At 56.4% G+C, this 26,619-nt stretch carries 27 protein-coding genes; 10 read left to right on the top strand and 17 right to left on the bottom strand.

All coding sequences use genetic code 11. The features are described 5' to 3' along the window. Nucleotides 1–40: 40 nt before the first annotated feature. Nucleotides 41–634 carry a YhgN family NAAT transporter gene (locus DB48_RS08050; protein WP_041509785.1) on the bottom strand — a complete coding sequence of 198 codons (594 nt, stop codon included), beginning with the start codon at nucleotides 632–634 and terminating at the stop codon, nucleotides 41–43. 228 nt (nucleotides 635–862) lie between these two features. On the opposite strand from DB48_RS08050, the gene DB48_RS08045 reads away from it, so the two are divergent. Continuing rightward, nucleotides 863–2,461 carry a hypothetical protein gene (locus DB48_RS08045; protein ID WP_041509784.1) on the top strand — a complete coding sequence of 533 codons (1,599 nt, stop codon included), beginning with the start codon at nucleotides 863–865 and terminating at the stop codon, nucleotides 2,459–2,461. Nucleotides 2,462–2,526: 65 nt separating this feature from the next. Continuing rightward, the gene (locus tag DB48_RS08040) at nucleotides 2,527–3,333 is read left to right on the top strand and encodes an NRDE family protein (RefSeq protein ID WP_041509783.1); all 807 of its coding nucleotides are present in this window, start codon (nucleotides 2,527–2,529) and stop codon (nucleotides 3,331–3,333) included. Here DB48_RS08040 and DB48_RS08035 read toward each other — a convergent pair. Next, complete coding sequence (locus DB48_RS08035; protein WP_041509806.1) at nucleotides 3,330–3,752, bottom strand: YybH family protein; 423 nt, start codon at nucleotides 3,750–3,752, stop codon at nucleotides 3,330–3,332. The genes DB48_RS08040 and DB48_RS08035 overlap by 4 nt on opposite strands. A gap of 105 nt (nucleotides 3,753–3,857) precedes the next feature. Between DB48_RS08035 and DB48_RS08030 the strand changes: the two genes are divergently transcribed. After that, nucleotides 3,858–4,409 carry a lysophospholipid acyltransferase family protein gene (locus tag DB48_RS08030; protein ID WP_041509782.1) on the top strand — a complete coding sequence of 184 codons (552 nt, stop codon included), beginning with the start codon at nucleotides 3,858–3,860 and terminating at the stop codon, nucleotides 4,407–4,409. A 99-nt stretch (nucleotides 4,410–4,508) separates the two neighbouring features. Then, nucleotides 4,509–5,132: a LysE family translocator gene (locus DB48_RS08025; RefSeq protein WP_041509781.1), complete on the top strand. Its 624-nt coding sequence runs from the start codon at nucleotides 4,509–4,511 to the stop codon at nucleotides 5,130–5,132. Here the strand turns inward: DB48_RS08025 and DB48_RS08020 are convergent. Further along, nucleotides 5,129–6,379 carry a mechanosensitive ion channel family protein gene (locus tag DB48_RS08020; RefSeq protein ID WP_041509780.1) on the bottom strand — a complete coding sequence of 417 codons (1,251 nt, stop codon included), beginning with the start codon at nucleotides 6,377–6,379 and terminating at the stop codon, nucleotides 5,129–5,131. The genes DB48_RS08025 and DB48_RS08020 overlap by 4 nt on opposite strands. A gap of 361 nt (nucleotides 6,380–6,740) precedes the next feature. Between DB48_RS08020 and DB48_RS08015 the strand changes: the two genes are divergently transcribed. Together DB48_RS08015 and DB48_RS08010 are read left to right on the top strand one after the other, a co-directional pair. Continuing rightward, on the top strand, nucleotides 6,741–7,268 hold the full coding sequence (locus DB48_RS08015; RefSeq protein ID WP_041509779.1) for a TonB-dependent receptor: 528 nt from the start codon (nucleotides 6,741–6,743) through the stop codon (nucleotides 7,266–7,268). A 93-nt stretch (nucleotides 7,269–7,361) separates the two neighbouring features. Then, nucleotides 7,362–8,048 carry a DUF3157 family protein gene (locus DB48_RS08010; protein ID WP_041509778.1) on the top strand — a complete coding sequence of 229 codons (687 nt, stop codon included), beginning with the start codon at nucleotides 7,362–7,364 and terminating at the stop codon, nucleotides 8,046–8,048. 54 nt (nucleotides 8,049–8,102) lie between these two features. On the opposite strand, the gene DB48_RS08005 is transcribed toward DB48_RS08010, so the two are convergent. From DB48_RS08005 to hutC, 4 genes are all read right to left on the bottom strand, one after another. Further along, nucleotides 8,103–8,582 (bottom strand): PaaI family thioesterase, encoded by a 480-nt coding sequence (locus tag DB48_RS08005; RefSeq protein ID WP_041509777.1) that lies wholly within the window; start codon nucleotides 8,580–8,582, stop codon nucleotides 8,103–8,105. A gap of 220 nt (nucleotides 8,583–8,802) precedes the next feature. Beyond that, nucleotides 8,803–10,335 (bottom strand): histidine ammonia-lyase, encoded by a 1,533-nt coding sequence (gene hutH, locus DB48_RS08000; RefSeq protein ID WP_041509776.1) that lies wholly within the window; start codon nucleotides 10,333–10,335, stop codon nucleotides 8,803–8,805. Nucleotides 10,336–10,364: 29 nt separating this feature from the next. Beyond that, nucleotides 10,365–12,035 carry a urocanate hydratase gene (hutU, locus tag DB48_RS07995; protein WP_041509775.1) on the bottom strand — a complete coding sequence of 557 codons (1,671 nt, stop codon included), beginning with the start codon at nucleotides 12,033–12,035 and terminating at the stop codon, nucleotides 10,365–10,367. A gap of 122 nt (nucleotides 12,036–12,157) precedes the next feature. Next, nucleotides 12,158–12,865 carry a histidine utilization repressor gene (hutC, locus tag DB48_RS07990; protein ID WP_041509774.1) on the bottom strand — a complete coding sequence of 236 codons (708 nt, stop codon included), beginning with the start codon at nucleotides 12,863–12,865 and terminating at the stop codon, nucleotides 12,158–12,160. A 180-nt stretch (nucleotides 12,866–13,045) separates the two neighbouring features. Here hutC and hutI point away from each other — a divergent pair, with 180 nt between their 5' ends. Beyond that, a complete protein-coding gene (gene hutI, locus DB48_RS07985) occupies nucleotides 13,046–14,272 on the top strand; it encodes an imidazolonepropionase (protein ID WP_041509773.1) in 1,227 nt (408 codons plus the stop codon). Nucleotides 14,273–14,981: 709 nt separating this feature from the next. On the opposite strand, the gene DB48_RS20405 is transcribed toward hutI, so the two are convergent. The 4 genes from DB48_RS20405 to DB48_RS07965 form a co-directional block, all read right to left on the bottom strand. Beyond that, nucleotides 14,982–15,206, bottom strand: a complete 225-nt coding sequence (locus tag DB48_RS20405) for a GDCCVxC domain-containing (seleno)protein (RefSeq protein WP_082035608.1) — start codon at nucleotides 15,204–15,206, stop codon at nucleotides 14,982–14,984. A 252-nt stretch (nucleotides 15,207–15,458) separates the two neighbouring features. Further along, the gene (locus tag DB48_RS07975) at nucleotides 15,459–16,406 is read right to left on the bottom strand and encodes a PDC sensor domain-containing protein (RefSeq protein WP_041509771.1); all 948 of its coding nucleotides are present in this window, start codon (nucleotides 16,404–16,406) and stop codon (nucleotides 15,459–15,461) included. 256 nt (nucleotides 16,407–16,662) lie between these two features. Beyond that, complete coding sequence (locus tag DB48_RS07970) at nucleotides 16,663–17,811, bottom strand: alpha/beta hydrolase-fold protein (RefSeq protein ID WP_041509770.1); 1,149 nt, start codon at nucleotides 17,809–17,811, stop codon at nucleotides 16,663–16,665. A gap of 43 nt (nucleotides 17,812–17,854) precedes the next feature. Next, entirely contained in the window at nucleotides 17,855–18,661 is an 807-nt protein-coding gene (locus tag DB48_RS07965; protein ID WP_041509769.1) for a tetratricopeptide repeat protein, read from the bottom strand. A gap of 229 nt (nucleotides 18,662–18,890) precedes the next feature. Between DB48_RS07965 and mtnC the strand changes: the two genes are divergently transcribed. Together mtnC and DB48_RS07955 are read left to right on the top strand one after the other, a co-directional pair. After that, nucleotides 18,891–19,568: an acireductone synthase gene (gene mtnC, locus DB48_RS07960; protein WP_041509768.1), complete on the top strand. Its 678-nt coding sequence runs from the start codon at nucleotides 18,891–18,893 to the stop codon at nucleotides 19,566–19,568. 200 nt (nucleotides 19,569–19,768) lie between these two features. Beyond that, entirely contained in the window at nucleotides 19,769–20,197 is a 429-nt protein-coding gene (locus DB48_RS07955) for an acyl-CoA thioesterase (RefSeq protein WP_041509767.1), read from the top strand. Between the two features lie 14 nt (nucleotides 20,198–20,211). Here DB48_RS07955 and DB48_RS07950 read toward each other — a convergent pair whose 3' ends face one another. Beyond that, nucleotides 20,212–21,237 carry a Solitary outer membrane autotransporter beta-barrel domain gene (locus tag DB48_RS07950; RefSeq protein ID WP_041509766.1) on the bottom strand — a complete coding sequence of 342 codons (1,026 nt, stop codon included), beginning with the start codon at nucleotides 21,235–21,237 and terminating at the stop codon, nucleotides 20,212–20,214. A 97-nt stretch (nucleotides 21,238–21,334) separates the two neighbouring features. On the opposite strand from DB48_RS07950, the gene DB48_RS07945 reads away from it, so the two are divergent. After that, the gene (locus DB48_RS07945) at nucleotides 21,335–21,580 is read left to right on the top strand and encodes a GNAT family N-acetyltransferase (protein WP_041509765.1); all 246 of its coding nucleotides are present in this window, start codon (nucleotides 21,335–21,337) and stop codon (nucleotides 21,578–21,580) included. A 5-nt stretch (nucleotides 21,581–21,585) separates the two neighbouring features. Here the strand turns inward: DB48_RS07945 and DB48_RS07940 are convergent, their stop codons facing one another. The 5 genes from DB48_RS07940 to DB48_RS07920 all read right to left on the bottom strand — a co-directional run bounded on the left by DB48_RS07940 (nucleotide 21,586) and on the right by DB48_RS07920 (nucleotide 26,534). Then, entirely contained in the window at nucleotides 21,586–21,990 is a 405-nt protein-coding gene (locus tag DB48_RS07940; protein WP_041509764.1) for an acyl-CoA thioesterase, read from the bottom strand. 120 nt (nucleotides 21,991–22,110) lie between these two features. Next, nucleotides 22,111–23,907, bottom strand: coding sequence for an AMP-dependent synthetase/ligase (locus tag DB48_RS07935; RefSeq protein WP_041509763.1), 1,797 nt, complete (start codon nucleotides 23,905–23,907; stop codon nucleotides 22,111–22,113). A gap of 127 nt (nucleotides 23,908–24,034) precedes the next feature. Then, nucleotides 24,035–25,297, bottom strand: a complete 1,263-nt coding sequence (locus DB48_RS07930; RefSeq protein WP_041509762.1) for a hypothetical protein — start codon at nucleotides 25,295–25,297, stop codon at nucleotides 24,035–24,037. Then, a complete protein-coding gene (locus DB48_RS07925) occupies nucleotides 25,294–26,139 on the bottom strand; it encodes an ABC transporter ATP-binding protein (RefSeq protein ID WP_041509805.1) in 846 nt (281 codons plus the stop codon). Before DB48_RS07925 ends, DB48_RS07930 begins: the two co-directional genes overlap by 4 nt. 14 nt (nucleotides 26,140–26,153) lie before the next feature. After that, nucleotides 26,154–26,534, bottom strand: coding sequence for a GntR family transcriptional regulator (locus DB48_RS07920; protein WP_041509761.1), 381 nt, complete (start codon nucleotides 26,532–26,534; stop codon nucleotides 26,154–26,156). Nucleotides 26,535–26,619: the final 85 nt, after the last annotated feature.

The following is a 26,619-nucleotide window of genomic DNA, read 5'->3' as shown; positions in this document are numbered from 1 at the left end:
AGCGGCGACGATTTCGGCGCCGCCTAATCCTCGGGTCGATTTATGCCGCGTGGGCGATATATTTGGCCACGCCGTCGAGGAACATCTGCACTGAGATCATCACCAGCACCATGCCCATCAGACGTTCCACCGCGGTCAGCCCCTTCTCGCCCAGGAGTTTGGTAAACAGCTTATAGAAGAGCAGAATCACGGCGCTGGCCGCCCAGGCGGCAAACAGTGCCAGGGTCCAGTCCAGCATGCGAGAACTGTCGGTATGTGCCAGCAGGATCAGCGCCGCCAACACGGACGGACCCGCCATCAGGGGGATCGCCATGGGCACTATGAAGGGTTCTTCACCCGCCGCCAGCCCCACCACGCCGCCGGGCTGTGGAAAGATCATCCTAATGGCGATCAGGAAGAGTATGATGCCGCCGGCTATGCTAACCGACTCAGATCTCAGGTTCAGGAAGCTGAGAATCGCCTCACCGGCGAACAGGAAGAGCATCATGATGATCAGCGCGAAAAGCAGTTCGCGTACCAACACCTTGCGCCGCTTCTTAGGTTCGATATGACGAAGAATCGAGGCGAAAATGGGTAAGTTCCCCAGGGGATCCATGATCAAAAACAACATTACCGCAGCAGAAAAGATATCCATAACTCAATATTCGTCAAAAGTTGAATCTATATTGTATAACTTAATGACAATATTAATCAGTAGCTAAGATAACAAAATCGACACTAGGCCAAGGATTTTCAACCATCACCGGGCACACCGTCCAAAACACGCCATGTAAATTCTTTTGCCGCTCAGGTTATTTGTTCGATTGGCAGACATAAGACTGATATACTAGCTGGCTTTCTAGGCTCCCTTGTTAACACGTATATGTACTATCTTGTCGCCAGTTGTATTGCACTCCTGCTAGGCCCACTCTTCTATCGTTTCTTTACGACGGGGACAGGTCTGCATAAAGGCTTGGATGGCTTCATCTTCGTCTCCCTGGGCGGCCTGGTACTGATCCATATTCTGCCCGAGTTATTGGAACACGGCGGCTTTCTCTCCCTGCTATTTGTGGTCGTCGGCCTCTGGGGACCCACCCTGAGCGAGCGCCTGTTTCACCGCTACTCTGAGGTCACCCACAACCTGACCCTCACCCTGGGCATTGGCGGCCTGCTGCTGCATACCCTTACGGATGGCGGCGCCATGGTGCTGGCCCAACAGGACGGCAACTCCAGCCTGCTGGCCCTGGGGGTTATCTTGCATCGTCTGCCCGTAGGGCTGGCGATATGGTGGCTGCTTAAGCCTCAGGTTGGCAGTCGCTGGGCCTCCATCGTACTGGGCGGCATGATGTTGCTGACCGGCGTGGGCTATTTTGCCGGCGAACAGCTACTGGCGCAGCTGAGTCTGGACAACACAGTCTATCTACAGGCCTTCGTCACCGGCTCGATTCTACACGTGGTGCTGCATCAGCCCCATGGCCACATCGTTGATGACAAACAGGGCAAGTATGAGTATCAGGCCGGCATCGGTAGCCTGCTGGGTATCGCCCTGCTGTTTGTGCTGCTGGCGTTCGACTCCGGCGGCCATGACCATCACGAACATAGCCACAGCAGCGAACAATTGCTCGACTGGATGCTGACCCTGGCTCCCGTGTTGCTGCTGAGCTATAGCCTGGCGGCGACGCGCTATCTGTTTGGCCTGTCGCCTCACCATGAGCGCCTGAGCCAGCGCTGGCTGCAACGCCTGGCGGGACCTGAAGCCCTGGTGATCACCCTCTTGCTGCTGGGGCCTAGCCTGGCACTGATCCAGCTGATCGGCCTGACACTCGTGGGGATCTTACTCACCATGACCCGAGTCGAACCGACAGATCCCCATCAGGGGCTACCGGGTTCGGCCTGGCGCTTCGGCTTCGCCCACCTAGTGGATCGCAGCGCCCCCTGGATTATCCTCAGCCTGATACTTGCGAATCTGATCGGCCATCCGTCTGTGCCCCTCACCTCACCCCTGGTGCAGGTGGGTGTATTGCTCCTGCTGCTTCTGCCGATGCGTTTCTGTAACCTAGGCGGCGCGGTGCTGGCCCTGGCGCTGGCCTACAGTGGCTGGACCATGGAGGCGGTGATGTTGGTGCTGCTGGCGGCCCCCGTGTTTAACCTGTCGCAGCTCAAGCTGATGGACTGGACACAACGCCTGGCACTCACCGGCGTGATCGGCCTCTGCCTGCTGGGCACTCACTGGTTAATCCCTGAGTGGAGCCTATTGCTCAGCCTGCCTGAGACGATCAACCAGCTGAGTCTGGCCCTGGTCGCCATACTGTTTGCCGCCAGCCTGCTACGGCTGGGTCCGCGTAAGTTTATGGCTCGCATCATGCTTTGGAAACCTAAGGCCCATGCTCACAGCCATGAGCATAATCACAGCCATGAGCATCAACACGGGCATACGCACAAGCACACACATCACCACGAACACGAGCACGGTCAGCATTAAGTAAGGGATAGCTTTTCTCGCCGCGGGGGGCTAAGTTAAGACAAACGCCCCCTCTGGAGCCATCCATGTGTATTCTCTTCGTCGCCCTGGACGTACATCCCCAGTATCCCCTGATCCTCTGTGCTAACCGGGACGAGTTTCACCACAGGCCCACGGAGCCGGCGCACTTCTGGCCGCCGGACAAGCAACTGCTGGCGGGTAAAGATCTCGAGGCCGGTGGCAGCTGGCTCGGGGTGAATCGACAAGGCGAGATCGCCGCGCTCACCAATATTCGTGCCCCCGAGCTGCACGAGGCCAACCGCCATAGTCGGGGCGATCTGGTGATCAGGGCGCTGACACAATCCCAGAGCTTGACCACACCCTGGCTCATGGAGCACAGCCAGCACTATAACCCCTTCAATCTGCTGTTCGGCAAAGACCTGGATCTCTACTGCTATCACAGCATCAGCAAGACGGTGAAGCCGCTGTCACCAGGCTTTCATGCCATCAGCAACGGCGCCCTGGACGATATCTGGCCCAAGATGGCCAAGGGGACACAGGCATTAGAGCAGGAGATCGGCCGAAGCGGCGAGATAGACATTCAGGCCCTGCTGACCATAATGACCGACGAGCGACAGGCGCCCGATGAAGATCTGCCACAAACCGGTGTCGCCCTGGAGTGGGAGCGTCTGCTCTCCTCTATCTACATCAAGCATCCGGAATATGGCACCCGCTCGACCTCTATCTTCCTGCGTGACAAGCAGGGCAGATGCGAGTTTATCGAGGTCAGGTATGACGGTAAGGGAAGAAACCTGGGCAAACAGGTATTTAAGTTTGCAGCCGGCCCCGAGAATGAGGCCGCCACGGATAGTGAATCGCCGGAATTTGCCTAATCCGACGAGTGATCGTGAGTGATCACCCACTTATCATCTATCTTCTCCACCAAGAGGGTAAATACGCCGTTCGGCTTGTCTTTTACCCGGGTCAGCTGCCAGCGACCAACGACGATGGCGGCATAGTTGCTGAGCATCTTGGTCTCTTCTATGGTGAACTTGAGCTGGCCAAGGGTAGCCTTATCGGGATAGTTCTTCTTGTAGGCCGCGAGTGTCTCGGCCCAGCCATAGCGGAATTTATTACCTGAGACGAAGCGCATCTTGTCGCTCTGCCAGTAGCCTTGCATGTAGGCATCCAGATCGCCGCGATTCCAGGCGGCTTCCTGCTGGCGCAGAATATTGGCAATATCGTCCGTCGGCACCGCCTGCACCGGGAGTCCCAGCAGCAAGATCAGTAAAATCAATCCATTTTTAAGCATCATCATCTCCAGATGGGAGGCATTAGGGTATAGTATATAATAATGGTAAGGCATTATCTTCCCTATAAAAATGCCTCGTTAGACCGATTCAGTAGAGCCTAATTTATGTTTCAATCTTTGTGTAAAGCAATTCTCAAACTCAGCGGCTGGACCATAGACGGTCGCCTCCCCGAGGCGCCTCAATATATCGCCATCGTCGGCCCCCATACCAGCAACTGGGACTTCATCATAGGCGTATTGGCCCGGGGCGCCCTGGGACAGAAGATCCACTTCCTCGGCAAGCATCAGCTGTTTATTCCCCCCTGGGGCTGGTTGTTCCGTGCCATCGGCGGCACCCCTGTCGATCGCCGCAAGAGCAACAACCTGGTCGATGCAGTGGCGCAGCTGTTTCAACAAGACCCCCAGTTTAAGCTGGCCCTGGCACCTGAAGGTACCCGCAGCCCGGTCACACGCTGGAAGACGGGCTTCTACCATATCGCCAGCAAGGCACAGGTGCCCATAGTCACGGTAGCGCTGGATTTCGCCGGTAAGCGAGTGGTGATCCCCGAGGCAATAAGCGTCACCGGCGATATCGACAAGGAGATGCCGCAGATCCTCGACTTCTACCGCAGCATCAAAGGCCGCCACGCCAAAGCCATCCCCGACTACCACGCCTAGGGCCTAGCAATGTGCGGCGTCAATCGGTCGCCGCACATTGCCAAATCCGGTCGCACTGGTTATAGTGCGACCACACACCATTTTGTATACAATCTTTAGATGAACTTAGATACCTGGCTACTCTACCTGGCGGCTATCCTGCTGATCGCCATCTCACCCGGCACCATGGCGGTATTGTCCATGAGCCATGGGATCCATTTCGGCAAGGTACGTAGCCTGGCGACCGCCCTGGGGAGTGTCAGCTCGGCCCTCTTGCTGATGTTTGCCTCCGCCGCCGGATTGGGTGCCCTGCTGAGCGCCACAGAGTATGGCTTTACCCTGCTCAAATATTGCGGAGCGGCCTACCTCATCTACCTGGGGATCAAGTTGATATTGACCAAGGCCAGCGCACAGGGGCTGGACCTGCAACATATCAAGGGCAAGGGGTCGCCGAAACAGATGTTTAAAGAGGCCTTCCTGGTGGGGATCAGCAATCCTAAGGATCTGCTCTTCTTCGGCGCCCTGTTTCCGCAATTTATCGATATCACGGCGCCCCAGGGGCCTCAGCTGGCGATACTGGCGCTCACCTGGGCCCTGGTGGACTTCAGCTTTGTGATGATCTACGCCAGCATGGCCAATGTGCTGGCGCCCAAACTCAGGGCCAGCAACCGCCTGCATTGGTTCGACCGCACCAGCGGCGGCGTGTTTCTTTCCCTGGCCGCCATACTGGTTACCCGAGACTAACCCTTAAGACTGCGAACATCGGCGCCGGTCGGTGCCTGGAAGGCGCGCAGGTTAAACTGGGGTAGAATCGCGTAGATATGATCGAAGATATCCGCCTGGATATCCTCATAGGCCGCCCAGCGAGTGTCGTTGGTGAAGATATAGATCTCGATCGGCAGTCCCTCGGTGGTCGGCGCCAGCTGACGCACCAGCAGGGTCATCTCCTGATGCACCTTAGGATGTTTACGCATATATTCCAGCAGATAGGCCCTGAAGGTACCGACATTGGTGAGGTTGCGGCTGTTCACCGGCATGTCACCATCCTGAATATTGGCGTTGAATTCGGTGATCTCCGCCTGCTTACGCGCCAGGTAGTCCTTCAACAGGTTTATCTTACCTAGGCGTTTGAGCTGTTCGGCATTGAGGAAGGCGATGGAGTCGATATCGATATTCACCGCCCGCTTGATACGCCTGCCGCCCGACTCAGACATGCCGCGCCAGTTCTTGAAGGCGTCGGACACCAGGGCGTAGGCGGGGATCATTGTGATGGTCTTGTCCCAGTTCTGCACCTTGACCGTGGTCAGAGAGACCTCTTCCACCGCGCCGTCGGCGCCATACTTATCCATCTGGATCCAGTCGCCCGGGCTGACCATGCGGTTGGCCGCCAGCTGAATGCCGGCCACGAAGCCCAATATGGTGTCCTTAAACACCAACATCACCAGACCCGTGGCGACACCCAGGCCGCTGAGGAAGTAGACCGGCGACTGCTCGGCCAGTACCGAGATGGATATGATGATGGCGACGAAGAACATGAACAGCTTGAGCAGCTGCACGAAACTCTTGATCGGCAATCGGCGGCTGATCAAGTTGACGTCGGCGATCTCGTTGCCTGCGTCCAGCACGCTGAAGACGGCGCGCACGAAGAGGATAACGATCGCCACATCCAGCAGTCTGTCCGCCAGGCTGCTGAGCAGCGGATGCTCCACCAACGCCAGCGGCAGCAGGATGTTGAGGATCAGCGCGGGCACCAGCTTAGCCAGCTTCTCCAGCACTCTATGCTGCATGAAGATATCGTCCCAACGCACCTTAGACCGCTGGATCACTATGTTCATGGTGCTCACCACACCGCGTTTTACCACCACATAACCTATGAAGGCGATCAGCAGACAGGCAAACACCATGATGCCGGTCGATACTCCATCCGCTGGACTATCTATGCCAAAGTGGGTCAACCAGAGCGACACCTGCGAGCGTAAGTCTTGATCCAAAATTCTCTCTCCTTGCTATTTCACCTTAGGTGATAAAACCGCTAAAGACCATGCAACAAGGCCATTTCAGCACACCAACAAAAGCGATACAACTACCTATTTTAAAAGCTATTTTAGCCTATCCAATTGACTGTAATACAGAGATTCTCAACAATCCATTGTACCTAGGGCCTGTTGACCTTTCCTATCTGTTTTTGCGGCAGTTTGCAGCTGATGGATACAAGGCGCAGCCCAAGGGGTTCATCTCAACGCGTCTATCTCATCCTTGTTCGTCATTCACGGCTCACGCCTTGAGCAAAACCCGTTGAGATTGAACAAAAATGAAACCGAAAAAATCACAGCCCCTAGAAAGGAGAAAGTTATGTTAAAGCCTCTGCTCGGCGCGGTGCTGCTCATCGCTGCCAGCCCCCTGATGGCCGCAGACCAACAACAGCAAGGTCCCAGCCCCAGGACGGCCATCACACTGGACTATCTTGCGGCCTACTCCTCCCTCTATGGCATCACCCTGGCGCCGAGCCATTATGACAGGAACTACGCCAACTGGGGCTACTATCTGGGTTATGCCCAGAGTGAGAAGCGCGACATCGCCGTCGAGGCACCCAGCGAGGCCTATTCCCAGGACAAGCTGTGGCGATTCGGCCTTAGCTATGGACTCACAGACCATCTCAGTCTCTATGGCGGCGCCAGCGCCTACACCCATGAATACTCCTACACCAATAATATCTCGCCGCGTATCGTCGGCGGCAAGCCCACCTGGGAGACGGAGCGAGACACCCGCTGGGGCGGCGAGCTCGGTGTACGCTACCGGGTGGGTCGTCATCTGGTATTGGGCCTAGGCTATGATTCCGCCAGCGAGTCGGCGCTCTTCAGCCTGGGCTATAGCAACTAAAATCCCCTATTCGCGATCTCGGCATATAGGAATTTCCACCGAGTTTGACTATGCTAGTGACCACAGACAAACCGCTAAAACTGGTTAAATTCAATGTATAAAGCACTACAAAGCTGCGCCATCATGGCACTCTTCCTCCTGGTGGCTCCCGCCTTTGCAGCCGATAAGGCTGATGATGCCGTCGCCCTGATCACCCTGGAGAATGGCGCCACCGTCAGACTCAACGCCGACTTTACCTGGGAATATGTGTTCCTGACGCCGCAGGCTAGCAAGGCGACAACAGAAAGCCAGACGACGACAGAGACAGTCCAGACTCAAACGAGTACAGAGGCAGAACAAGCCAGCCAGGCCGTCGCTCAGGCTGCCAAGTTACAACCCGTAGTAATTGCTAGCGGCCCGGTAGTGGGCGGTGCCATGACGGCATCGGCCATGGATCACGCCAACCTGCTCAGAGCCACAGCCAAGGGCGGCGCCAAGGTGAGCTACCTCAAGAGTCAGTGGGACAACAAGGGACGTCTGGGACTCAACTTCGAGCTCAGCAGCAACAGCGAAGAAAATTATGTAATCATCGAGATGGAGATAGGCCTGTTCGCCGACTCCGGTGAGCTGATCAAGACGGAGACGGTCAACGTCTGGCAGGCGATCTTCCGCGTACCCGAGACCTATCTGCGTAAGGGGCAGACACGCAACAGCGAGACCTTCTGGATCGAAGGCGTCGACAAGGCCCAGTGGAGCAAGGAGCTAATGACGCTGAAGATTATCGACATGAGCTCGCGCTAACGACGGCGTGAGTATCGAGTAGAAAGTAGAAACAGGCCCTAGTGGCCTGTTTTGTTATGCGGGCACGGCGGCCATGGTCTCTGGCATCTTAACCGCCACCATATGACCTCGGGCGCACACCTTACCGGCGGCCGACAGGCTTATCTCCACTACGACCTTGCGTGGCTTCACCTCTTTGATCTCGCCAATTAGCTCGAGTTCGACTCCCATGGGGGTCGGTGCCAAATAATCTATGTTGAGGGCGGCGGTGACGAAGCGCGGCGCTTCATCTAACTGCTCGCCCGCCTGCTCTAATGCTCGCTGCGCCGCGGCGCTGGCACTGCCCGTGCCGTGACAGTCGATCAAGGATGCGATCAGGCCACCATAGACGAAGCCGGGGATCGCCGTATGAAAGGGCTCGGGGGTAAAGCGGGCTATGGTCTGCTCGCCGCGCCAGTAACTCTTGAGTCGATGACCCAGCTCATTGTTGCGACCACAGCCATAGCAGTGGCTCAAGTCATCTGGGTAGGCATCCTGAAAAGCGATTCCCTGCATGGCATTCTCCTCATCAAACTGTCTTATTCATTAGCTGTCTTATGCATTAGCGATCTTATGCGTTAGCGATCTTATGCGTTAGCGGCCTTCTACGCTAACGGCCCGATGGATAGATGGCAACACAGACTTATGTACTAGGTCTATATGTATTAGCACTTAAGCTAGCGAGTCTAGGCGCAATAAAAAAGGGCCTAAGGCCCTTTTTTCCACGGCATAAACACTACAGGCTAGGTAACACGCCCGCTGGCAGATATGCGTTGTAGCTAGCGCTCAGCAAGAGATCCGTAGCCGCCTCGATATCCGGACCGAAGAATCTGTCCTTGTCATAGTAGGCCACCACCTCACGCAGCTCGGCCTTGGCCTTGGCCACGGCAGTCGCGGGCTGCAGCGGAGCGCGGAAATCCAGCCCCTGGGCCGCCGCCAGCAGTTCGACCGCCAGCACGCCACGGGTGTTTTCCGACATATCACGCAGACGGCGCGCCGCGAAGGTCGCCATAGAGACGTGATCTTCCTGGTTAGCCGAGGTCGGTAGGCTGTCTACCGAGGCAGGATGGGCGTAGGTCTTGTTTTCAGAGGCCAGAGCCGCCGCCGTCACCTGAGCGATCATGAAGCCAGAGTTCACCCCGCCGTTCTCCACCAAAAATGGTGGCAGCTTAGAGAGGTTAGAGTCGATCAGCAGGGCGATACGACGCTCGGCGATAGAACCCAGCTCGGCGATGGCAATCGCCAGGTTATCCGATGCCATGGCGACAGGCTCGGCGTGGAAGTTACCGCCTGAGATGATGTCACCTGTGTCCTGGAATACCAATGGGTTATCGGTTACGCCGTTGGCCTCTGTGGCCAGCACCTCGGCGGCGTGACGGATCTGGGTCAGACAGGCGCCCAGCACCTGTGGCTGACAGCGCAGCGAGTATGGATCTTGCACCTTCTCACAGTTCACATGATCCAGGCTGATCTCAGACTCTTCACCCAGTAAGTGACGGAACACGGCGGCCGAGTCGATCTGTCCTTTCTGACCACGCGCCGCATGGATGCGTGGGTCGAACGGACTACGACTACCCATGGCGGCCTCGACGCTCATGGCGCCAATAACAGAGCTGGCGGCAAATAGGTCTTCGGCGTTAAACAGGCCTTCCAGCGCCAGTGCGGTAGACGCCTGGGTGCCGTTAAGCAGCGCCAGACCTTCCTTGGCGGCCAGTTCGATCGGCTTGAGATCGGCGATCTCCAGGCCTTCGGCGGCAGAGATGATCTGCCCCTTGTGGCTCATCTCACCCTCGCCCAGCAGCGGCAGACACATGTGCGACAGTGGAGCTAGGTCGCCCGAGGCGCCCACGGAGCCCTTCTCGGGCACACATGGATAGACTTCAGCGTTCACCAAGGCGATCAGGAAGTTGATCACCTCGAGACGAATGCCTGAGAAGCCGCGGCTCAGTGAATTGATCTTCAGTACCATCATCAGACGCACGGTGGCATCTTGCATGTACTGGCCGGTACCGGCGGCGTGAGACAGCACGATAGAGCGCTGTAGCAGCTGCAGATCTTCCTCGCCAATCTTAGTGTTGGCCAGCAGACCGAAACCTGTGTTGATGCCGTAGACGGTGCGGCCTTCGTCAATCACCTTCTGCACCAGACCCGCGCTGGTGTTAATATCGGCGACCGCACTCTCGCACAGCTCCAGGCTCACCTTGCCACGGCTAATGCTTCTCAGCTGCGCCAGGCTCAGGGTGCCCGGCTTTAATACTAGATGACTCATTTATTCAACCTCTTGTTTTTATTATTTGTTTAAAGGTCAAGCATCGGCAGGTCCAAACCCTGCTCCTTGGCGCACTGCTTGGCAATCTCATAGCCCGCATCGGCATGACGCATCACGCCTGTGGCCGGATCGTTCCACAGCACACGGCCCAGACGCGCCTCGGCCTCGTCGGTACCGTCGGCAACAATCACCACACCCGAGTGCTGGCTGAAGCCCATGCCGACGCCGCCGCCATGGTGAAGCGAAACCCAAGTAGCGCCGCTTGCCGTGTTCAGCAGGGCGTTCATCAGCGGCCAATCCGATACCGCATCGCTGCCGTCCAGCATAGACTCTGTCTCACGGTTAGGGCTGGCAACCGAGCCAGAATCCAGATGGTCACGACCGATCACGATAGGCGCCGACAGCTCACCGTTTTTCACCATCTCGTTGAAGGCCTTGGCCAGACGCGCCCTGTCTTTCAGGCCGACCCAGCAGATACGCGCCGGTAGCCCCTGGAAGGCGATGCGCTCGCGCGCCATGTCCAGCCAGTTGTGCAGGTGCGGGTTGTCTGGGATCAGCTCCTTAACCTTAGCGTCTGTCTTGTAGATATCTTGCGGATCGCCAGAGAGCGCCGCCCAGCGGAAGGGACCTATGCCTTCGCAGAAGAGTGGACGCACATAGGCTGGCACGAAGCCGGGGAAGTCGAAGGCATTTTCCACCCCCTCTTCGAACGCCATCTGGCGAATGTTGTTACCATAGTCAGTGGTTGCCGCGCCAGCCGCCTGTAGGGCCAGCATGGCTCTCACCTGCACCGCCATCGACTGCTTGGCTGCCTTGACCACGGCCGCCTCATCCTTCTTACGCATCTCGGCGGCATACTCTAATGTCCAGCCCTGTGGCAGGTAGCCGTTCAGTGGGTCGTGGGCAGAGGTCTGGTCGGTTACCACATCTGGGGTGATGCCGCGTTCCACCAGCTCGGCAAACACGTCGGCGGCGTTAGCCAGCAGGCCGACAGACACAGGCTTACCGCTCTTATTGGCTTCGTCGATCATCGCCAGCGCCTCATCCAGGCTAGTGGCCTTCTTGTCCACATAACGGGTACGTAGACGGAAATCGATGCGGGTCTCATCCACCTCACAGGCCAGTACAGAGTAGCCTGCCATGGTACCGGCTAGTGGCTGCGCGCCACCCATGCCACCCAGGCCGCCGGTGAGGATCCACTTGCCGCTGGCATCGCCACCAAAGTGCTGCTTGGCCATGGCCACGAAGGTCTCGTAGGTGCCCTGAACTATGCCCTGTGAGCCGATGTAGATCCAAGAACCCGCGGTCATCTGGCCATACATGGCCAGGCCCTTCTTATCCAGCTCGTTGAAGTGTTCCCAGTTAGCCCAGTGTGGCACCAGGTTAGAGTTGGCGATGATGACGCGCGGCGCATTGCTGTGGGTCTTGAACACGCCCACAGGCTTGCCCGACTGAACCAGCAGGGTCTCATCTTCTTCGAGGCGCTGTAGCACCTCTACTATCTTGTCGTAACACTGCCAGTCGCGCGCCGCACGACCGATACCACCGTAGACCACCAGGTCTTCCGGGCGCTCGGCCACATCAGGGTGCAGGTTGTTCATCAGCATGCGCATCGGCGCCTCGGTGAGCCAGCTCTTACAGCTCAGCGTGGTGCCATGTGGCGCGATAATGCGACGGCTTGGGTCGTGTCTCTTATCCATTCTTGCTTACCTCAATTGTGCTTGTCTCGATGACATTATTTTTATGTTTATCTGTGACTTACTACCTGTCGCAACCTATTGGCTACTGAGGGAACAGGCGGTCCCGAAATCTGTTGCGCCGACTAGCGATTAAAGGTCAGGTGTCCACCGAGGCGGAAACGGCTGCCCGGATGAAGCAGGCGGGCGAAACTCACCACCCCCTGACGGGACCAGGTGCGTCGCAGGATCTGCAGGCAAGGTTCGCTAGATTCTATCTGCAGACGCGCGCGCTGAGTCTCGTCGGCCACCACAGCCTCTATGGTGTGGCGGGCCTCGGTAAGTGGCGCCACCAAGGAGAGGTATTCGTGGGGCGTCTGCAGGCTAAAGTCTTGATCTAGGTAGTCGCGCACCAGCTGCGGATTAACGAAACGCTCCTCCAGCTGCAGCGGTGTCCCCTGCTCGCAGTGCACCAACACCGAGTAGAACACCTCACTGCCCTCCTCCAGCCCCAGTGAGATGGCGATGGGCGCCGTGGCGCGAACACGGGTCAGCTCGAGCTGCTTGACGCTATAGCCATGGCCCCTGTCCTTGATCTCGTCGGCAATGTTGCGGATCGCCATCATGGAAGACTGAGACTTCAGCCCGGCCACAAAGGTACCCAGGCCCTGAGAGCGCTCCAGCACCCCAGATTCGGTCAGCTCGGTCAGGGCGCGCCGCGCCGTCATGCGGCTGCAGCCAAAGAGTTCGGCCAGCTGGTTCTCCGACGGCACGCGGCTATGCTGCTGCCACTGGCCAGATTCCACCTTTGTCAGAATGAACTGTTTGATCTCTGCAAACTTAGGCGTCGCCATCTCCGCTCCTTGTGGGCTGCCGGGTTGCTATCGCCCCGGACATAGCCGCAAACTCGATTACACTTTTCAAATGCTGAAATTTACCGCTATAATCCTAGCTTGTATATACAAGTAAATACAAGCTAGCTCACACAAATTTATTGCCGCCCTCAGAGGGGCGCGCCACTTGAGGGATACACAATGACTTGGGATCAGGTTTGGATTGACGTCAACATCGCCACTATGGACCCTGAAATTTCAGCGCCTTATGGTGCGATCACCGATGCCGCCATCGCCGTCAAGGCGGGGAAGATCGCCTGGATGGGTCCCCGCAGCGAGCTGCCCGAGTTCGATGTGTTGTCAACGCCGGTTTACAGGGGCAAGGGCGGCTGGCTCACACCCGGCCTTATCGACGCACATACCCACCTGGTGTTTGCCGGCAACCGCGCCAACGAGTTCGAGTTACGCCTGCAAGGCGCCAGCTATGAAGAGATCGCCCGCGCCGGCGGCGGCATCATCAGCACGGTCAAGGCCTGCCGCGAGGCCAGCGAGGCCGAGCTGTTCGAGCTGGGACGCCAACGCCTCAACGCCCTCGCCAAGGAGGGGGTGACCACGGTCGAGATAAAATCCGGCTATGGCCTGGATACCGAAACCGAACTCAAGCTGCTCAGGGTCGCCCGCGAACTGGGCAAGCATCACCATGTGGATGTGAAGACCACCTTCCTCGGCGCCCACGCCATCCCGCCCGAGTACAAGGACAACAGCGACGCCTATGTAGATCTGGTGGTCGATGAGATGCTACCCGCGGTGATCCAAGAGGGGCTGGCCGATGCCGTCGATGTCTTCTGCGAGAACATCGCCTTCAGCCTGGCACAGACAGAGCGGGTGCTTAGCGCGGCCAAGCAGGCCGAACTGGATATCAAGCTGCACGCCGAGCAGCTGTCGAACCTGGGCGGTTCGGCCATGGCGGCCAAATTGGGCGCCAAGTCGGTGGATCATATCGAATATCTGGATGAGGCGGGCGTTAAGGCACTGAGCGAGAGCGGCACCTGCGCCACCCTGCTTCCCGGCGCCTTCTACTTCCTGCGGGAAACCCAGATGCCGCCTATCGACCTGCTACGTCAATACGAGGTGCCCATGGTGCTGGCCAGCGACTACAACCCAGGCTCGTCGCCGCTCTGCTCGAGCCTGCTGATGCTCAACATGGGCTGTACCCTGTTCCGCCTCACTCCAGAGGAAGCCCTGGCAGGTATGACACGCAACGCCGCCAAGGCGCTGGGCGTCGAGGCATCCGTCGGCGTACTCAAGGTCGGCATGCAAGCCGACTTCTGCCTGTGGGATATCACCACCCCCGCCGCCCTCGCCTACAGCTATGGGGTGGATGTGTGTAAGGAAGTGGTGAAAAACGGGAACCTGGCTCATCAATAATGATGTTAGGCCGCCTGAGCGATGAGGCGAACTCATCGTTTGGGTTGGCCTGCAGGACAATGAAATTTGCTTAGATTAAAGTTCACCATAACGTCTCGGTGATCAATTGCCTGCCGCAGGCTCATGTGCAGACACGGCATCGACACGCTGTGGATATGTCCCTATACGCTCCACGAAAACATCCCTGTTTTCGAGGGTCTCTGCCGTATCTACACCTAGTCTTTCATCTCTTCGATTGGGCTTAATGGGTGAAAAATTGGGGTAGACTCGCTAGTATTTAAGTGGTTTCTTGAGAGCCAGCTAGGAAGAATTCGACTTTACCGCAACTTTTACTGGCAAACATATCCAAGCTTTCTTTGTTCACAAAGAACTCTGCTAGGTTTCCCAATATGCCCCAGCGTACTCCTTCATGAAACTCTTTGGTACTGATAAAGGTCAATGACGTATTGCAGCGTAAGCAATCCAATGACGTGTTAACCTTTGTTATCGTCTTTCCTCTCTCGCAACTACAATTCCAACAAACCTCGAAATCGTCATCATCAATCTCTGTCATACAATTTTGGCAAGTCCAAGCCATATAAACTCCTTAGTAACAGTAGCCACTCGACTAACAAATTCATTAGTAAACGCGGTGGAAATGGGAATACTCCAGCTCATCGGTAGCTATTGCCTATTGCTTTAAGTGATAAAAATGCGACTAGAAATAGCTTCAAGAAGACTTCCCCTGACAACACTGCCCAAGTTGCACTGGGGGGCACTTCACCGTGCCGTAGGAGCAGAATACGCAGCAGTCGCCGGGTAAAGGCTTAAGCAGCTTATGGCAGCCTTGGCACTCGTAGAAGAACTGGCAGGCATTGGTGGGCATAGTCTCCTGCCGAATATGTCCACAATGGGGACAGGTGATTTCAGACGTTAACACCAGATCACTAACCATGACTCGCTAAACCTCACAGGCAATAGACCTTAGCCCTAAACTACGCCTATTGTTCGCAAATAAACAGCAGTTAACTCACATCGATCTACTGAGGAAAAGGATCAACAGCTTAAGGTGCAGGGCTCCACCGTGAAGGAGTTTTTGACTCAGTATTGGGTTATCCAACAGACGTCCCTGTGCTCGCCAGGCAGACGCCTCAGCTCTGCAACCTGTCGCCTAAGGTTTAAGGTTTAAGGACTAAGGTTTAAGGACCTAAGGCTTGCCATTGCGCTGCTTGAGCAACAACTCGGCCTTGGCACCGAGAAACACATAGATCCCCAGCCCCACCAGCAGGCCGACCACGGCGAACATCATGCCGATGGCCGGCTGCACATACTTCACCTCCCCCAGCGAGGCCTTAAACATGGTCAGCAGGGCTTCGATGGAGATGGCGATCAAGATAGTAGAGATGAAGCGGGTAATGGTGCGCCGGGTCGAGCTGTGCCGAAAGATATCCTTGTGCATCAACACCTCCTCTTCGAGTATGGTCTTGCCCAGGTCGAACACCGCCAGCGCCAGGGTGATGAAGATGATGATGCTAAAGGGCTTGATGGAGCCACTGGGCACCGCCCCCTGAGACAGCAGACCACCGATATCCGCGGCGGCCATGCCAATCAACACCAGCACCATGATAAACAGCCCCATGACCAAGGTGGTATAGACCCCCTTAAACAGGGGGGTCGCGCGGCGTCTGGCCCTATCGCCCATCATAAACTCGATCAGCCGGGTGAGGTTGATATCCACTATGATGAAACCGCGGCCGCTATCGTCTTCGATTCGATAGGAGGCCGACAGACAGAGCTGACCGCTGGCGTTAGAAAGGTAGGGCGTGGTGATCTTGAGGCGCTGGGTCTCCTCGACCTTAGAAAAATAGGGTCTGTGGCTGCGGCTCAGGTTGCGCCCTACCGGGATGGCCTGCACCACACGATTAACTATGGCCACGTTATCGCTGATCTGCATCCCATCGCCATCGAGCACATACAGCAGCTCGACAAAGGGATAACAGTTGGCGATCTCCGCCATGGCGCGCACCCGAAAGCCGGGGTCGGACAACATCAGCGGGTCACTTATCCCCACCAGAATCGACTCCAGCAGCTCTTTGACCAACTGCTCATGTTCATGGTAACGCTCAATAACGCTTAGATAACTCATTGCCGCCATAGACTAGTCTCCAAAGGTAACTCTTCAGAGCATTGCAACTATGACGCCAATCCCATTGGCTAGAGTGAAGGCAAGGGCGAGACACGGGGTAAGCATGGCGGCATGAGCGAAAACCTTGTCATGATAGGGGCTTACAACTCTTCAAACCGACCAGATGAACGCAAGAGATCGATCTTGGCTGCGCCCAAACGCACCAGCAGCTGCACCAAAAGAGGGCAGATGCTGGCTAGAGGAAAGTATTGAATATTGAGGCTGACTAGTGCGCCTGCTTAGCCTCGAGCGCCGCCAGGCTCTCGCTGTACTTGCGCGTCCAGAAGGGGTGATCTGTCTTGGCCAGCGCCAGCTTTTGCTGCGCCACGGCTAAATCAAACTGCTGTAGCTCGCCATAGGCGCGGGCCAGGGCGTCGTGGGCGCTGTGGGACTCTGGATTGGCCTTCACAGCCGCCTGATAAACAGCTAACCCCTTGTCTTTATCCTTGGCAAACTCAGCATCGGCCAGGGCGATCAGCGAGTCTGTGGAGGGCACGGCAAAGCCATATTTCTGCTCGGACAGATAGCGATAATGCTCGAGTATCGTAGCCACGCCGCCGCGGGCTATCTTAGAATCTGGCGCCAATACCCGATGGTAGTCGTCGAACAGCCACTCTATGCCATAGGCGGTCGCCAGAATCGGCTGCGTCATGTAATAGGTGCCGTCGAAGCGCTTCACCTGGTAGTGCAACGCCGGATGATTACTCGTCTTGAGGATCGCCTCCAGGGCCGCGAAGTCCGCCAGCTGACGCTGCTCGAAATCGCTGTCGCTGGTAGTCAACATCAGATAACGCGGCTTACCCTGGATACGCTCAAGCTTCTGGGCGGCCGACTTCATCACATAGGCAAAGTCGTTACTCAACACAGGGCTAGCAGCCAGGTAGGCATTAAACAGCTCGGGGCGGTTGAGCAAGGTGTAGAGCACCAGGCCCGCATTGCCGGTAAAGCCGTTCATGATGCGAAAGCCATTGGTACGATACTTGGCATCGATGGCGGGCAGCAGCGACTGCGCCATGAAATCCAGCAGCGCCGTGTTGCCCTCCTGCTCGATCGCCTGCTCTTTCAGCTTACCTAAGGCCTGATCACCATCGGGCGCGGTGACGATGATGGTCTCCAGCCAGGGCCAGTCGCCGTTGTGGCTCATCCAATCATGCATCCCCTCCAGATAACCACGACTCCGGGGATGAAAGTCGAACAGCAGCACATAGCGCTTGTCGGTATTTTTGCTATAGCTAGGTGGAAGGGTTACCTGAAAGGCCATCGGCTTGTCGACGCCAGGCGCCTTGACCATTAGGGTCTCCACTTGGGCGGCTTGAGCCAGATTCAGGCCGCTGCCGAGCAGTAAGATAACACCAGCAATCCATTTATTTATCACGTGTATTCCTTATTATTGTTAAGTGATAGAGCGACCTGAGCCGTTACCAGGTGGACATGAGAAAATCGCGAATACGCTCTCTGTCTTCCTGAGTATTACAGGAGATCATCTCGCCACAGGTACGCCCCCGCAGCGAGGTGCCCGTACTGCTGATGCCATCGGGCACACGAGCACGTAAAGTGGCGATGTGGTAGGAAAAGACCTCTTCCAGACTAGGGGCGCGTACCTCGATCACCTCCATCTCATCTGTCGGAGCGGCCTGACTCAGGGCCGTAACCGGCGCCACCTTGGACTGGCGCTTGACCTCGAGGGCCACCTCACTAACTTCGGCCAGCAGGTTAAGTGTCGGCTCATGACCCGCCTCATAGGCCTTAGTCAGGTAGTCCTTGGCTTTCACCTTGTCCTTCTCCACCAACTCGCCATCTACGTAGAGCATTCCCAACAGATGAGCCGCCTCGTTAAGATCGGCGCGGTTGGCGTCTCGCAGGTAGCGCATCGCCTTGTCGATATCCTGATTCTCACCCTCCTGTAGATAGAGGATGGCCGCTTTGTACTGAGCAAAAGGGTTGCCTAACTTGGCGGCGCGGCGATACCACTTAGTGGATAGACGCATATCGCTCTCTGTGCCATAGCCCAGACGGTACATCTCGGCCAGGGTGTACATAGCATCGGAATGACCATAACGGGCCAGCGTCTTATATTCCTTGAAATGATCGACGCATTCGCCACGCTCACAGCTCTCCAGCTGAATCGGCAGCGACTTTACGCTGATCTTGGCCGCAAGAGGCAGGCAGTAGCTACCAGCAATCAAGACTAAGCAGCTAAAAAATTTGAGGTATTTAACAGTCATTCGCCCTTCCTTGTTTCCCTTTCCATGTTTTACGCCCCAAGCGAATGAGTATGATATTTAAGCAAAAGCAAGTCAAACCTCCACCCGAAAACGCCAGACCTGTTTCCCCTTTTGATCCGCTGCGCCTTCGCTCGCCTTTGGGCGATAATTCACTAGCCAAAGGGGCGTTTTCCGCTTAGGATCTGGTCTGTCATTTAACGATTAATGCATAGTGGAGTAAGCCAACGTTATGGGTATTCGAGCCATAGTTGTAGATACAGCAGGTACAACAACCGATCTGAATTTTATTCAGGACACCCTTTTTCCCTATTCGTCTAAGGCCCTCGCTGATTTTTTAGAAGAAAATCAAACTAATGTATTAGTAGACAACTGCATTAGCGATGTGAAAGATATCGCGCTGGAGCCAGACGCCTCACTGGCGCGCGTGGTCGAGATCTTACAGCAGTGGATTGCCGAAGATCGCAAGGCGACCCCGCTAAAGACACTGCAAGGCCTGATCTGGAAACAGGGCTATGCCAAGGGCGAATTTAAGGGTCACATCTACCCTGACTTCATCGACAGCGTGAAAGATATCAAGGCACAAAACCTGCGTCTCTATAGCTTCTCTTCAGGCTCGGTAGATGCGCAGAAACTGCTGTTCAGCCACAGCGATGGCGGCGATCTGACCGAGTATTTCGATGGCCACTTCGACACCCGCACCGGCAACAAGCTGTTTAAGCAGGCCTACTGCAACATCATCAACACCATCAGCCTGGCGCCTAAGCAGGTGCTGTTTATCTCTGATGTGTTAGAAGAACTCAAGGCGGCGGAGCAGGCGGGGATGCGCGTCATGCAGATGGTACGCGAGACCACGCAGCGCACCGGTGACTATCCACAGATCACCAACTTCAAGGAGTTGAGCCTCTAAGGCTGTCGCTCACTATGTACAAAGGCACCTCGGGGTGCCTTTTTTGTTGCCCGAATAAAACCGGGCTGAAACAGGGTGTCAATTCGACGCGCAGCGAACCCTAACGACTAACGACTAATGATTCGGGGATTGGTATTGTCGCGAGATGCTGATATCTTAACCTAAAACTAAACGCTTGTTTGAAAATTAAAGGTCAAGATATGGAGCAGTTCGTTAGTCGCTTTCCCTTCCATACCCGCATCCAGGTTGCCTGGGGTGAAATGGATGCCCTGCAGCACGTCAATAATGTGGTCTATTTCCGTTACTTCGAAACGGCGCGTATCGACTTTTTTAATCAGCTGTTTCCGCTGGATAAACTCTACAAGTCCGGCATGGGGCCGGTGATCAGCGACAATAATGCCCGCTATAAGCGCCCGGTCACCTTCCCTGATACCCTATTGGTCGGCGTCAGCATCAGCGATATCCATAAAGATCGTTTCACCATGCATTACCAGGTGTTCAGCGAGCGGCAACAGGCGATCACCACCACGGGCTCCTCGGTCGCCGTCATGTTCGACTTCAACAAGCAAGCCAAGGCCGAGTTACCCGCCGAGCTACTGGCCGTGCTTAAGCAACACTGCGCAGACTAACGGGCTCGCCTAAGTCACATCTCCTCGTTAAACAGCAACACTATGCCGCCACCACTGAGGCCGCTGTTGATGTTGAGGGTTATGCCTATCCCTATGTTGCGCAGCCAGGATGACAAGGATGGTGTCTGCACTACCCAGCCGGCGCCAAACTCGTAGTAGTGACGCGTGCCCATGGAATCGATCACGTCGCCACTGAGATCGATGCGTTTGGCCAACAGACGCATCTCGTTCTGTCGCTCGAAGAAGTCGGGCAGGCCATAGTGAAACACCAGGGCATTGCTCAGGCGCCCGACCTGTGGGGTGACCGCCTGCATGCCATCGTCGGTCAACACACTGCGGCCGATGCCGTATCTTAAGGTACTGATAAACTCCCACTTGTTGCCCAGCAGGTCACCGGTATAGCTAACCTCGACATTGGGATCTAACATGATGGCACCATAGCGGGTGTTCACCAGCTTCTCATCGAGCTGGCCTCTAATGCTGCTCAGGAAGGGATCCTTATAGGTTAAGGTGTTCTCCAGCCAGAGCAGCTGGGCGCCGAGGCCAAACATCGCCCGCCACTGCTGGTTTATCTGATACTTCCAGCGATACTCGCCCGCCAACAGGTAACTGGTATCCTCCAGCGGGCTGCTGATGGTCTCATCCTCCAGCCCCTGAATGCTGTCGCTGGCATGCACGTAGGAGAGGCGCACCTGAATGCTGCCGGTGGTGTGGGGGGAGAGGATCACAGGCTCACTCTCCCAGGGCAAGGTATAGGAGGTGAGCTGACTGCGGCGCTCAAGCGACTCCTCACTACCGACATCGCCTATCTCGCTCAGATCCACTATGGTGTTGGGATTGAAATCCACTATGCCTAGGGTGATCAGGTTGGCATCGGTGAGCACCATGGCACTGGTGATGTCCCCCTTGAGTTTGGCCTCGACGGCGGGGCGCAGGTTAATATCCGCAGCAGCCAATGCTTGAGTAACGTAAACCCCAACACAGAGCCCAAGCCAGCGGATCAGCGTACTCTTAAGGTGTATATGGCCCTTGATTCTCACGCGAAGGCCTCATCTAATTTTAACAAAATCATCTTGTTACTAATTTCATCACCCTGTGCTAACGTTAAGTTTCATCCCGCCAAACGAGAGGCAGACTATGACGCAAGAGACGATTCGACACCAGGCCGACCAGCAGAAATTTGTCCTGTCCATTGCAGGCCATGATGCGGTATTAGAGTATCAACGACAAGGCGACAAGGTAGATTTTGTTCGCACCTTCGTGCCGGATGAACTGAGAGGACAAGGCGTGGCCGGGCGCCTGGTGCGCCATGGCTTAGCGTGGGCCAAGTCCCAGCAACTCGCCATCACTGCCAGTTGCTGGTACGTGCAGAAGTTTTTGTAACCCGCCTATTCGCCGGTCAGGGTCAGCAGCGCCTGCTTCACCTCTTCCCCTATGGGTTGGCTCTTGTCGACGCTATAGTCGTAATGCACTAGGGTGGTCTTGGCCTCGGCGGTCATCTTACCCCCCTGCCAGCTCTGCTGCGCCACCTCGAAACTGGCATTGCCCACACGGCTGATCCAGGTCTTGATCTCCACCGGCAGACCATATTGGGTCGGCGAGGTGTAGGCGATGGTAAAGCCCGCCACGATCAGGTTCCACTCCGCCAGATTGAGCGACGGATTGAAGATGGCGAAGATGGGCTCACGCGCCGCCTCGAACCAGACGGGCATAACGGTATTGTTAATATGGCCCAGGCCATCGGTTTCATTGAATCTGGGTTGAATGGTTAAACTGAAAGAGCGTAACGGCACAGGGAGCTCCTAAGGCTAAGTCGTTATTTTTGTGGGAATACGCTAACCGAGAAGCCCTTGGGATGCAAGATGGACTTTCGACCTAAGGGCGCCTCGTTGCGAGACGCCCTTAGGGTCTAATTACTTCAAATACATGGCGTTAATTTCGGTGGCGTACTTGTGATAGATCATCTTACGCCTCAGCTTCATGGTCGGTGTCAGCAGCCCCGCCTCCATGGAGAAGGCCTCGGGTAGCAGGGTAAACTTCTTGATCTTCTCGAAGCCCGCCAGCTCCTGCTGCAGATGCTTGAGGCGCTGCTCGAAGTGCTCGATCACATGGCTGTGACGCAGCAGCTCAATGGGCGACTCGTAGTGCAAGCCCTTCTCCTCGGCCCAGGCCTCTAACGATTCGAAGGCGGGCACGATGAGCGCGGTCACATAGTTTTTGGCATCGGCAATCACGGCCACCTGCTCGATGAAGGGGCAGCAGCCTACCTTGCCCTCGACCCGCTGGGGCGCGATATATTTACCGTTAGAAGTCTTCATCAACTCCTTGATTCGATCTGTGATGAACAGGTTACCCTGCGCGTCTATCTGACCCGCATCACCCGTCTTCAGCCAGCCGTCTTCGAAGCTGTCGGCAGTCTCCTGGGGACGGTTGTAGTAGCCGCGCATCACGGTATCGCCGCGCACCAGGATCTCGTTGTCTTTACCCAGCTTGATCTCGACCTCCGGCAGCGTCTTACCGTTAGAGCCAGCCACCCGGTTATCCAGGGTATTACAGGTCACGGTCGCCGTGGTCTCCGTCATGCCGTAGCCGCAGAGCACGGGAATATCGATGGCATGGAAGAAGCTGGCCACGTTCTGATCCAGCGCAGCGCCGCCACAAGGCATAAACTTAAGCCTGCCACCCAACACCTGTTGCAGCTTGCTGTACACCAACTTGTGGGCCAGTTTCCACTGGGTCTTGAGCCACCAGGAGCTCTTGGCTCGGCCCTGGCTGACCTCGAACTGACGCTCGCCCACCGACATGGCCCAGGCAAACAGCCTCTTGCGGGTGTCGGGCGCCTTGTTCACCTTGTCCTGCACCGCGCTGTAAACCTTCTCCAGGAAACGTGGCACCACACACAGGGTATGGGGACGAATATCGACGATCGCCTCTTTCACCGTCATAGGGTCATTAAGGTAAACGTTGTGGCCGCCGCGACATAGCACATAGAAGCTCCAGCCCCGCTCGAACACATGGCTCAGCGGCAGGAAGGCCAGCGACACATCGCCCGGCGTAAAAGGTAAAATCGTATCGTGCTGACGCACCACAGAGGCGATGTTGCGATAATCCAGCATCACGCCCTTAGGGTCACCCGTGGTGCCCGAGGTGTAGATCAGGGTCAGCAGATCGTCCAGGTCCAGGTTAGCTAAACGGCGCCCCAGCTCGGCCTCGACCTCTGGCGAATAGGTTTCCGCTAACAGGCTATCGAAATGAACAGCTGTTTCCCCTTCGGTCAACACGACTTGGGCATCGAACACCACTATCTGAGTCAGGCTAGGGCAGATCGCCAGCAGTTCACGGGCCATGCCATATTGCTCGGCGTCACCGACGAAGATCAGCTTAGCCTGGGCATCGTCTATGATGTAGCGCGCCTGTTCCAGGGTACTGGTAGGGTAGATGGGCACCACAACGGCCTTGGCCTTGAGCGCACCGACATCGGCACAGGTCCACTGGGGGCAGTTCTGCGACAGGATCACCACCTTGTCCTGGGGGGCAAAGTCAGAGGCGATCAGCGCCTTGGCAACCTGGTCGCCAATCTCATCGAAGCGTCGCCAACTGATCTGCTGCCAGGGAGCGGCTAAGCCATAGCCTTCCAGCGCGATGGCATCGCCACGCTGCTGGCTCTGGGCCTGCATCAGGCTTATTGGATGATACTGTTGGAGCGACATAATTTTCTGACCCTTTTAGCGTACACTTGTACCTGTTTTGCCGCATTTTACTGCAATGGCGGGCAAAAAATAAGAGTTTTTGCTCCAATAATGTTAATTGGAGCACAAAAACCAGGCAGCAAGAGGATTAGGCCAACGCATCACGCCACAGCTTTCGCTTGCCCCACCAGAGTGTGAACAAGGAAAAAGCCACCAGGCCGATATCCAATGCCAGCCAAGTGCTCAGATCCTTGCCATCTCGCATCGCCACCAAGGCGGTGGACAGCCAGATAGCATGACAGATCACCACAAACAGACTCAGCGAGATATGCATGGCATTGCGGGCGGCGCAGCCGAGCCCAAGCAATATGGCGCAGACGCAGAAGGTGCTGAGCACCAGGTGACTCCAGAGAATCAGGGTAAATTCAGGCCTCAACGCCAGGGTCAGAGTCGCCAGCAACGCCATGGTCAGGGTGAGATAACCCAGCAAGCGGTATTGGGCACTGGCGAAGGCCTCCACCAACCCACGTTTACCGTCGAAGCCAGGCAAGATATAGAGGGTCTCGACCGCTCGCCAGCGCTGCACACGACTCCAGTGAACCAAGGAACAGGCTATCGCACTGAACTGTGCCACGATGAAGAGCACCGGCAACTCGATACCGACGAAGAAGTTCACCAGGTCTAGCAGCAGCGCCAGGGCCGGCAATAGCACCAGCATCATAGAGAGCATGGGCCCGACGAAGAAGTTTACCGGATGCAACCATCTGTCCAGGCGGGTCATCAGGGTATTTGAGCCGAGGTTCGGCAGCCAGAACCAGCCCATCTCCAGACCATTGAGGTAAACGGTTCTGGCCTCAAGGTGCCAGACCCTAGCTTGCAGGTCACAGCGGATCAGATAGATAAGCCCCACGGCCGCCAGAGGCAGAAACCAGAAGCTGAGACTCGGTAAGAAGGCGGTGATCTCCGGTAGAAACGGTAACAACAGAAACAGCGCGAAGGAGAAATAGAAGCCCTTGATATGCAAACGACAGAAATAGATGAAGGCGATCCCCGCCAGACTGGCCAGAATCACCTGCTCGACTGCCCCCGGCAGGGGCAGCATAAGTGCCGCGGTCAGCGAGATAAGGGTGGCAATCATGCCCACCACCAGCGCCTGCCATTGAATGCTCTGTGAATAACCCGGTACCAGGCTGGCCCACTCGGTGGCCGACAGGCGATTGAGTTGCCAGGCGATCGCCGCGCAGGTAGAGACCTGTATCATCCCCAGCATCACAGGCATGGCGTCTAACTTACCCGAGAGTGCCAGCACCAACATCATCGCCAGCGCCAGTAGGGCTGTGCCGAGGAAACTGACACTGCCGACGTCGAACAACCAGAAGCGCGCCATACCGCGCAGCGCTCTAGGCATCATCTGTGCAGCTCCATGAAGAGTTGTTCCAGGTTCATGGGGGTGACCGACGCAAATTGAGGCGCCATGGTGGCATCATAATGATCCACCAGCAGCTTATCCTGCTGACGATTGAGCACAACAAGCCCCTCTGGCAGGGAGGCATCGTGCTTGAGGCTCACCAGCTGCACACTCTCCCTGAGGGCGTCTATCTCTTTAAACAACACCAGCTTACCCTTGCGCATCAGGGCCACGTGACTGGCGACCCGCTCGAGATCTGAGGTGATGTGTGAAGAGAAGAGCACCGCCGAGCCGGCATCCAGCGCCAGATCGAATAGGTCCGACATAAACTCGCGCCGGGCGATAGGATCCAAACTGGCGACGGGTTCATCGAGGATCAACAACTTGGGGCGATAGGCCATCGCCATGATCAAGGCCAGCGACTGGCGCTGTCCCACCGACAGACGCTGCACCTGCTGCGTCCCGTCGAGCTGGAAGCGGCTCAGCCACTCCTGCTCCAACGACTCGTCCCAGCTGGGATAGAAGCTGCGATGCAGGGCCAGGGCTCGGTCGACGGTGAAGCCCTCATAGCCGAAGGGCTGCTGGGGTACATAGCCGATCTGCGCCTTCTGGGCCGAGCTGATGTTATCGCTGCTACCGCCGAGGATCTCTATCTGCCCCTCGCTGACCTCTAGGATCCCCAGGGCACAGCGCATCAGGGTCGACTTGCCCGCACCATTTTGCCCCAGCAGACCTACCACCATGCCCGGATAGAGGGTCATAGACAGATCGTCAATGGCTAGCTTGCCGTCAAACGCCTTGCTGATCCCATGGAAGGCCAATATGGCTTGATTGCTCTCTTGCATCTGCATCTGTTCCTTTATTGCGTCTGTTGCCATGCCTTGGCGATGATGGCGTTGAGTTCCTCCAGGCTTACCCCTAACTGCTTTGCCTGGTCGATGAGTGAATTGACCTGAGGCGCCATCAAGTCTGAACTTGAGGTGCCTTGGCTATCGCCACGCTGCGCCACCCGGGTCGGTTGGCCGCGACGACGCTCGAGCCAACCCTGTTCCACCAACTGCTGAATGGCGCGGGAGACCGTCATGGGATTGACCGCCAGATGCTCGGCGATCTGCCGCACCGAAGGCAATACCTCCTGAGGTTGCAGCTGGCCGCCGACGATCAGACGCACTATCTGATCGCTAAGCTGGCGGTAGATGGGGTCGCCATTACTGGGGTTGACATTGAGTAAATCTAGCATTAGCCTTTATTCACTGTATTAATACATTGATACACCGATACAGTACTAAATTAACATAGATACGGTAAATTTCAACTAAGGAATC

The sequence above is a fragment of the Shewanella sp. cp20 genome (assembly GCF_000832025.1).
GTDB lineage: Bacteria > Pseudomonadota > Gammaproteobacteria > Enterobacterales > Shewanellaceae > Shewanella.
This window is presented reverse-complemented; position numbering and strand designations above follow the sequence as displayed.

What these genes read in the sequence shown, in the direction of transcription:
- DB48_RS08050 (WP_041509785.1), bottom strand. Translation starts at nt 634, where the DNA reads ATGGATATCTTTTCTGCTGCGGTAATGTTGTTTTTGATCATGGATCCC.
- DB48_RS08045 (WP_041509784.1), top strand. Translation starts at nt 863, where the DNA reads ATGTACTATCTTGTCGCCAGTTGTATTGCACTCCTGCTAGGCCCACTC.
- DB48_RS08040 (WP_041509783.1), top strand. Translation starts at nt 2,527, where the DNA reads ATGTGTATTCTCTTCGTCGCCCTGGACGTACATCCCCAGTATCCCCTG.
- DB48_RS08035 (WP_041509806.1), bottom strand. Translation starts at nt 3,752, where the DNA reads ATGCTTAAAAATGGATTGATTTTACTGATCTTGCTGCTGGGACTCCCG.
- DB48_RS08030 (WP_041509782.1), top strand. Translation starts at nt 3,858, where the DNA reads ATGTTTCAATCTTTGTGTAAAGCAATTCTCAAACTCAGCGGCTGGACC.
- DB48_RS08025 (WP_041509781.1), top strand. Translation starts at nt 4,509, where the DNA reads ATGAACTTAGATACCTGGCTACTCTACCTGGCGGCTATCCTGCTGATC.
- DB48_RS08015 (WP_041509779.1), top strand. Translation starts at nt 6,741, where the DNA reads ATGTTAAAGCCTCTGCTCGGCGCGGTGCTGCTCATCGCTGCCAGCCCC.
- DB48_RS08010 (WP_041509778.1), top strand. Translation starts at nt 7,362, where the DNA reads ATGTATAAAGCACTACAAAGCTGCGCCATCATGGCACTCTTCCTCCTG.
- DB48_RS08005 (WP_041509777.1), bottom strand. Translation starts at nt 8,582, where the DNA reads ATGCAGGGAATCGCTTTTCAGGATGCCTACCCAGATGACTTGAGCCAC.
- hutH (WP_041509776.1), bottom strand. Translation starts at nt 10,335, where the DNA reads ATGAGTCATCTAGTATTAAAGCCGGGCACCCTGAGCCTGGCGCAGCTG.
- hutU (WP_041509775.1), bottom strand. Translation starts at nt 12,035, where the DNA reads ATGGATAAGAGACACGACCCAAGCCGTCGCATTATCGCGCCACATGGC.
- hutC (WP_041509774.1), bottom strand. Translation starts at nt 12,865, where the DNA reads ATGGCGACGCCTAAGTTTGCAGAGATCAAACAGTTCATTCTGACAAAG.
- hutI (WP_041509773.1), top strand. Translation starts at nt 13,046, where the DNA reads ATGACTTGGGATCAGGTTTGGATTGACGTCAACATCGCCACTATGGAC.
- DB48_RS20405 (WP_082035608.1), bottom strand. Translation starts at nt 15,206, where the DNA reads ATGGTTAGTGATCTGGTGTTAACGTCTGAAATCACCTGTCCCCATTGT.
- DB48_RS07975 (WP_041509771.1), bottom strand. Translation starts at nt 16,406, where the DNA reads ATGGCGGCAATGAGTTATCTAAGCGTTATTGAGCGTTACCATGAACAT.
- DB48_RS07965 (WP_041509769.1), bottom strand. Translation starts at nt 18,661, where the DNA reads ATGACTGTTAAATACCTCAAATTTTTTAGCTGCTTAGTCTTGATTGCT.
- mtnC (WP_041509768.1), top strand. Translation starts at nt 18,891, where the DNA reads ATGGGTATTCGAGCCATAGTTGTAGATACAGCAGGTACAACAACCGAT.
- DB48_RS07955 (WP_041509767.1), top strand. Translation starts at nt 19,769, where the DNA reads ATGGAGCAGTTCGTTAGTCGCTTTCCCTTCCATACCCGCATCCAGGTT.
- DB48_RS07945 (WP_041509765.1), top strand. Translation starts at nt 21,335, where the DNA reads ATGACGCAAGAGACGATTCGACACCAGGCCGACCAGCAGAAATTTGTC.
- DB48_RS07935 (WP_041509763.1), bottom strand. Translation starts at nt 23,907, where the DNA reads ATGTCGCTCCAACAGTATCATCCAATAAGCCTGATGCAGGCCCAGAGC.
- DB48_RS07930 (WP_041509762.1), bottom strand. Translation starts at nt 25,297, where the DNA reads ATGATGCCTAGAGCGCTGCGCGGTATGGCGCGCTTCTGGTTGTTCGAC.
- DB48_RS07925 (WP_041509805.1), bottom strand. Translation starts at nt 26,139, where the DNA reads ATGCAAGAGAGCAATCAAGCCATATTGGCCTTCCATGGGATCAGCAAG.
- DB48_RS07920 (WP_041509761.1), bottom strand. Translation starts at nt 26,534, where the DNA reads ATGCTAGATTTACTCAATGTCAACCCCAGTAATGGCGACCCCATCTAC.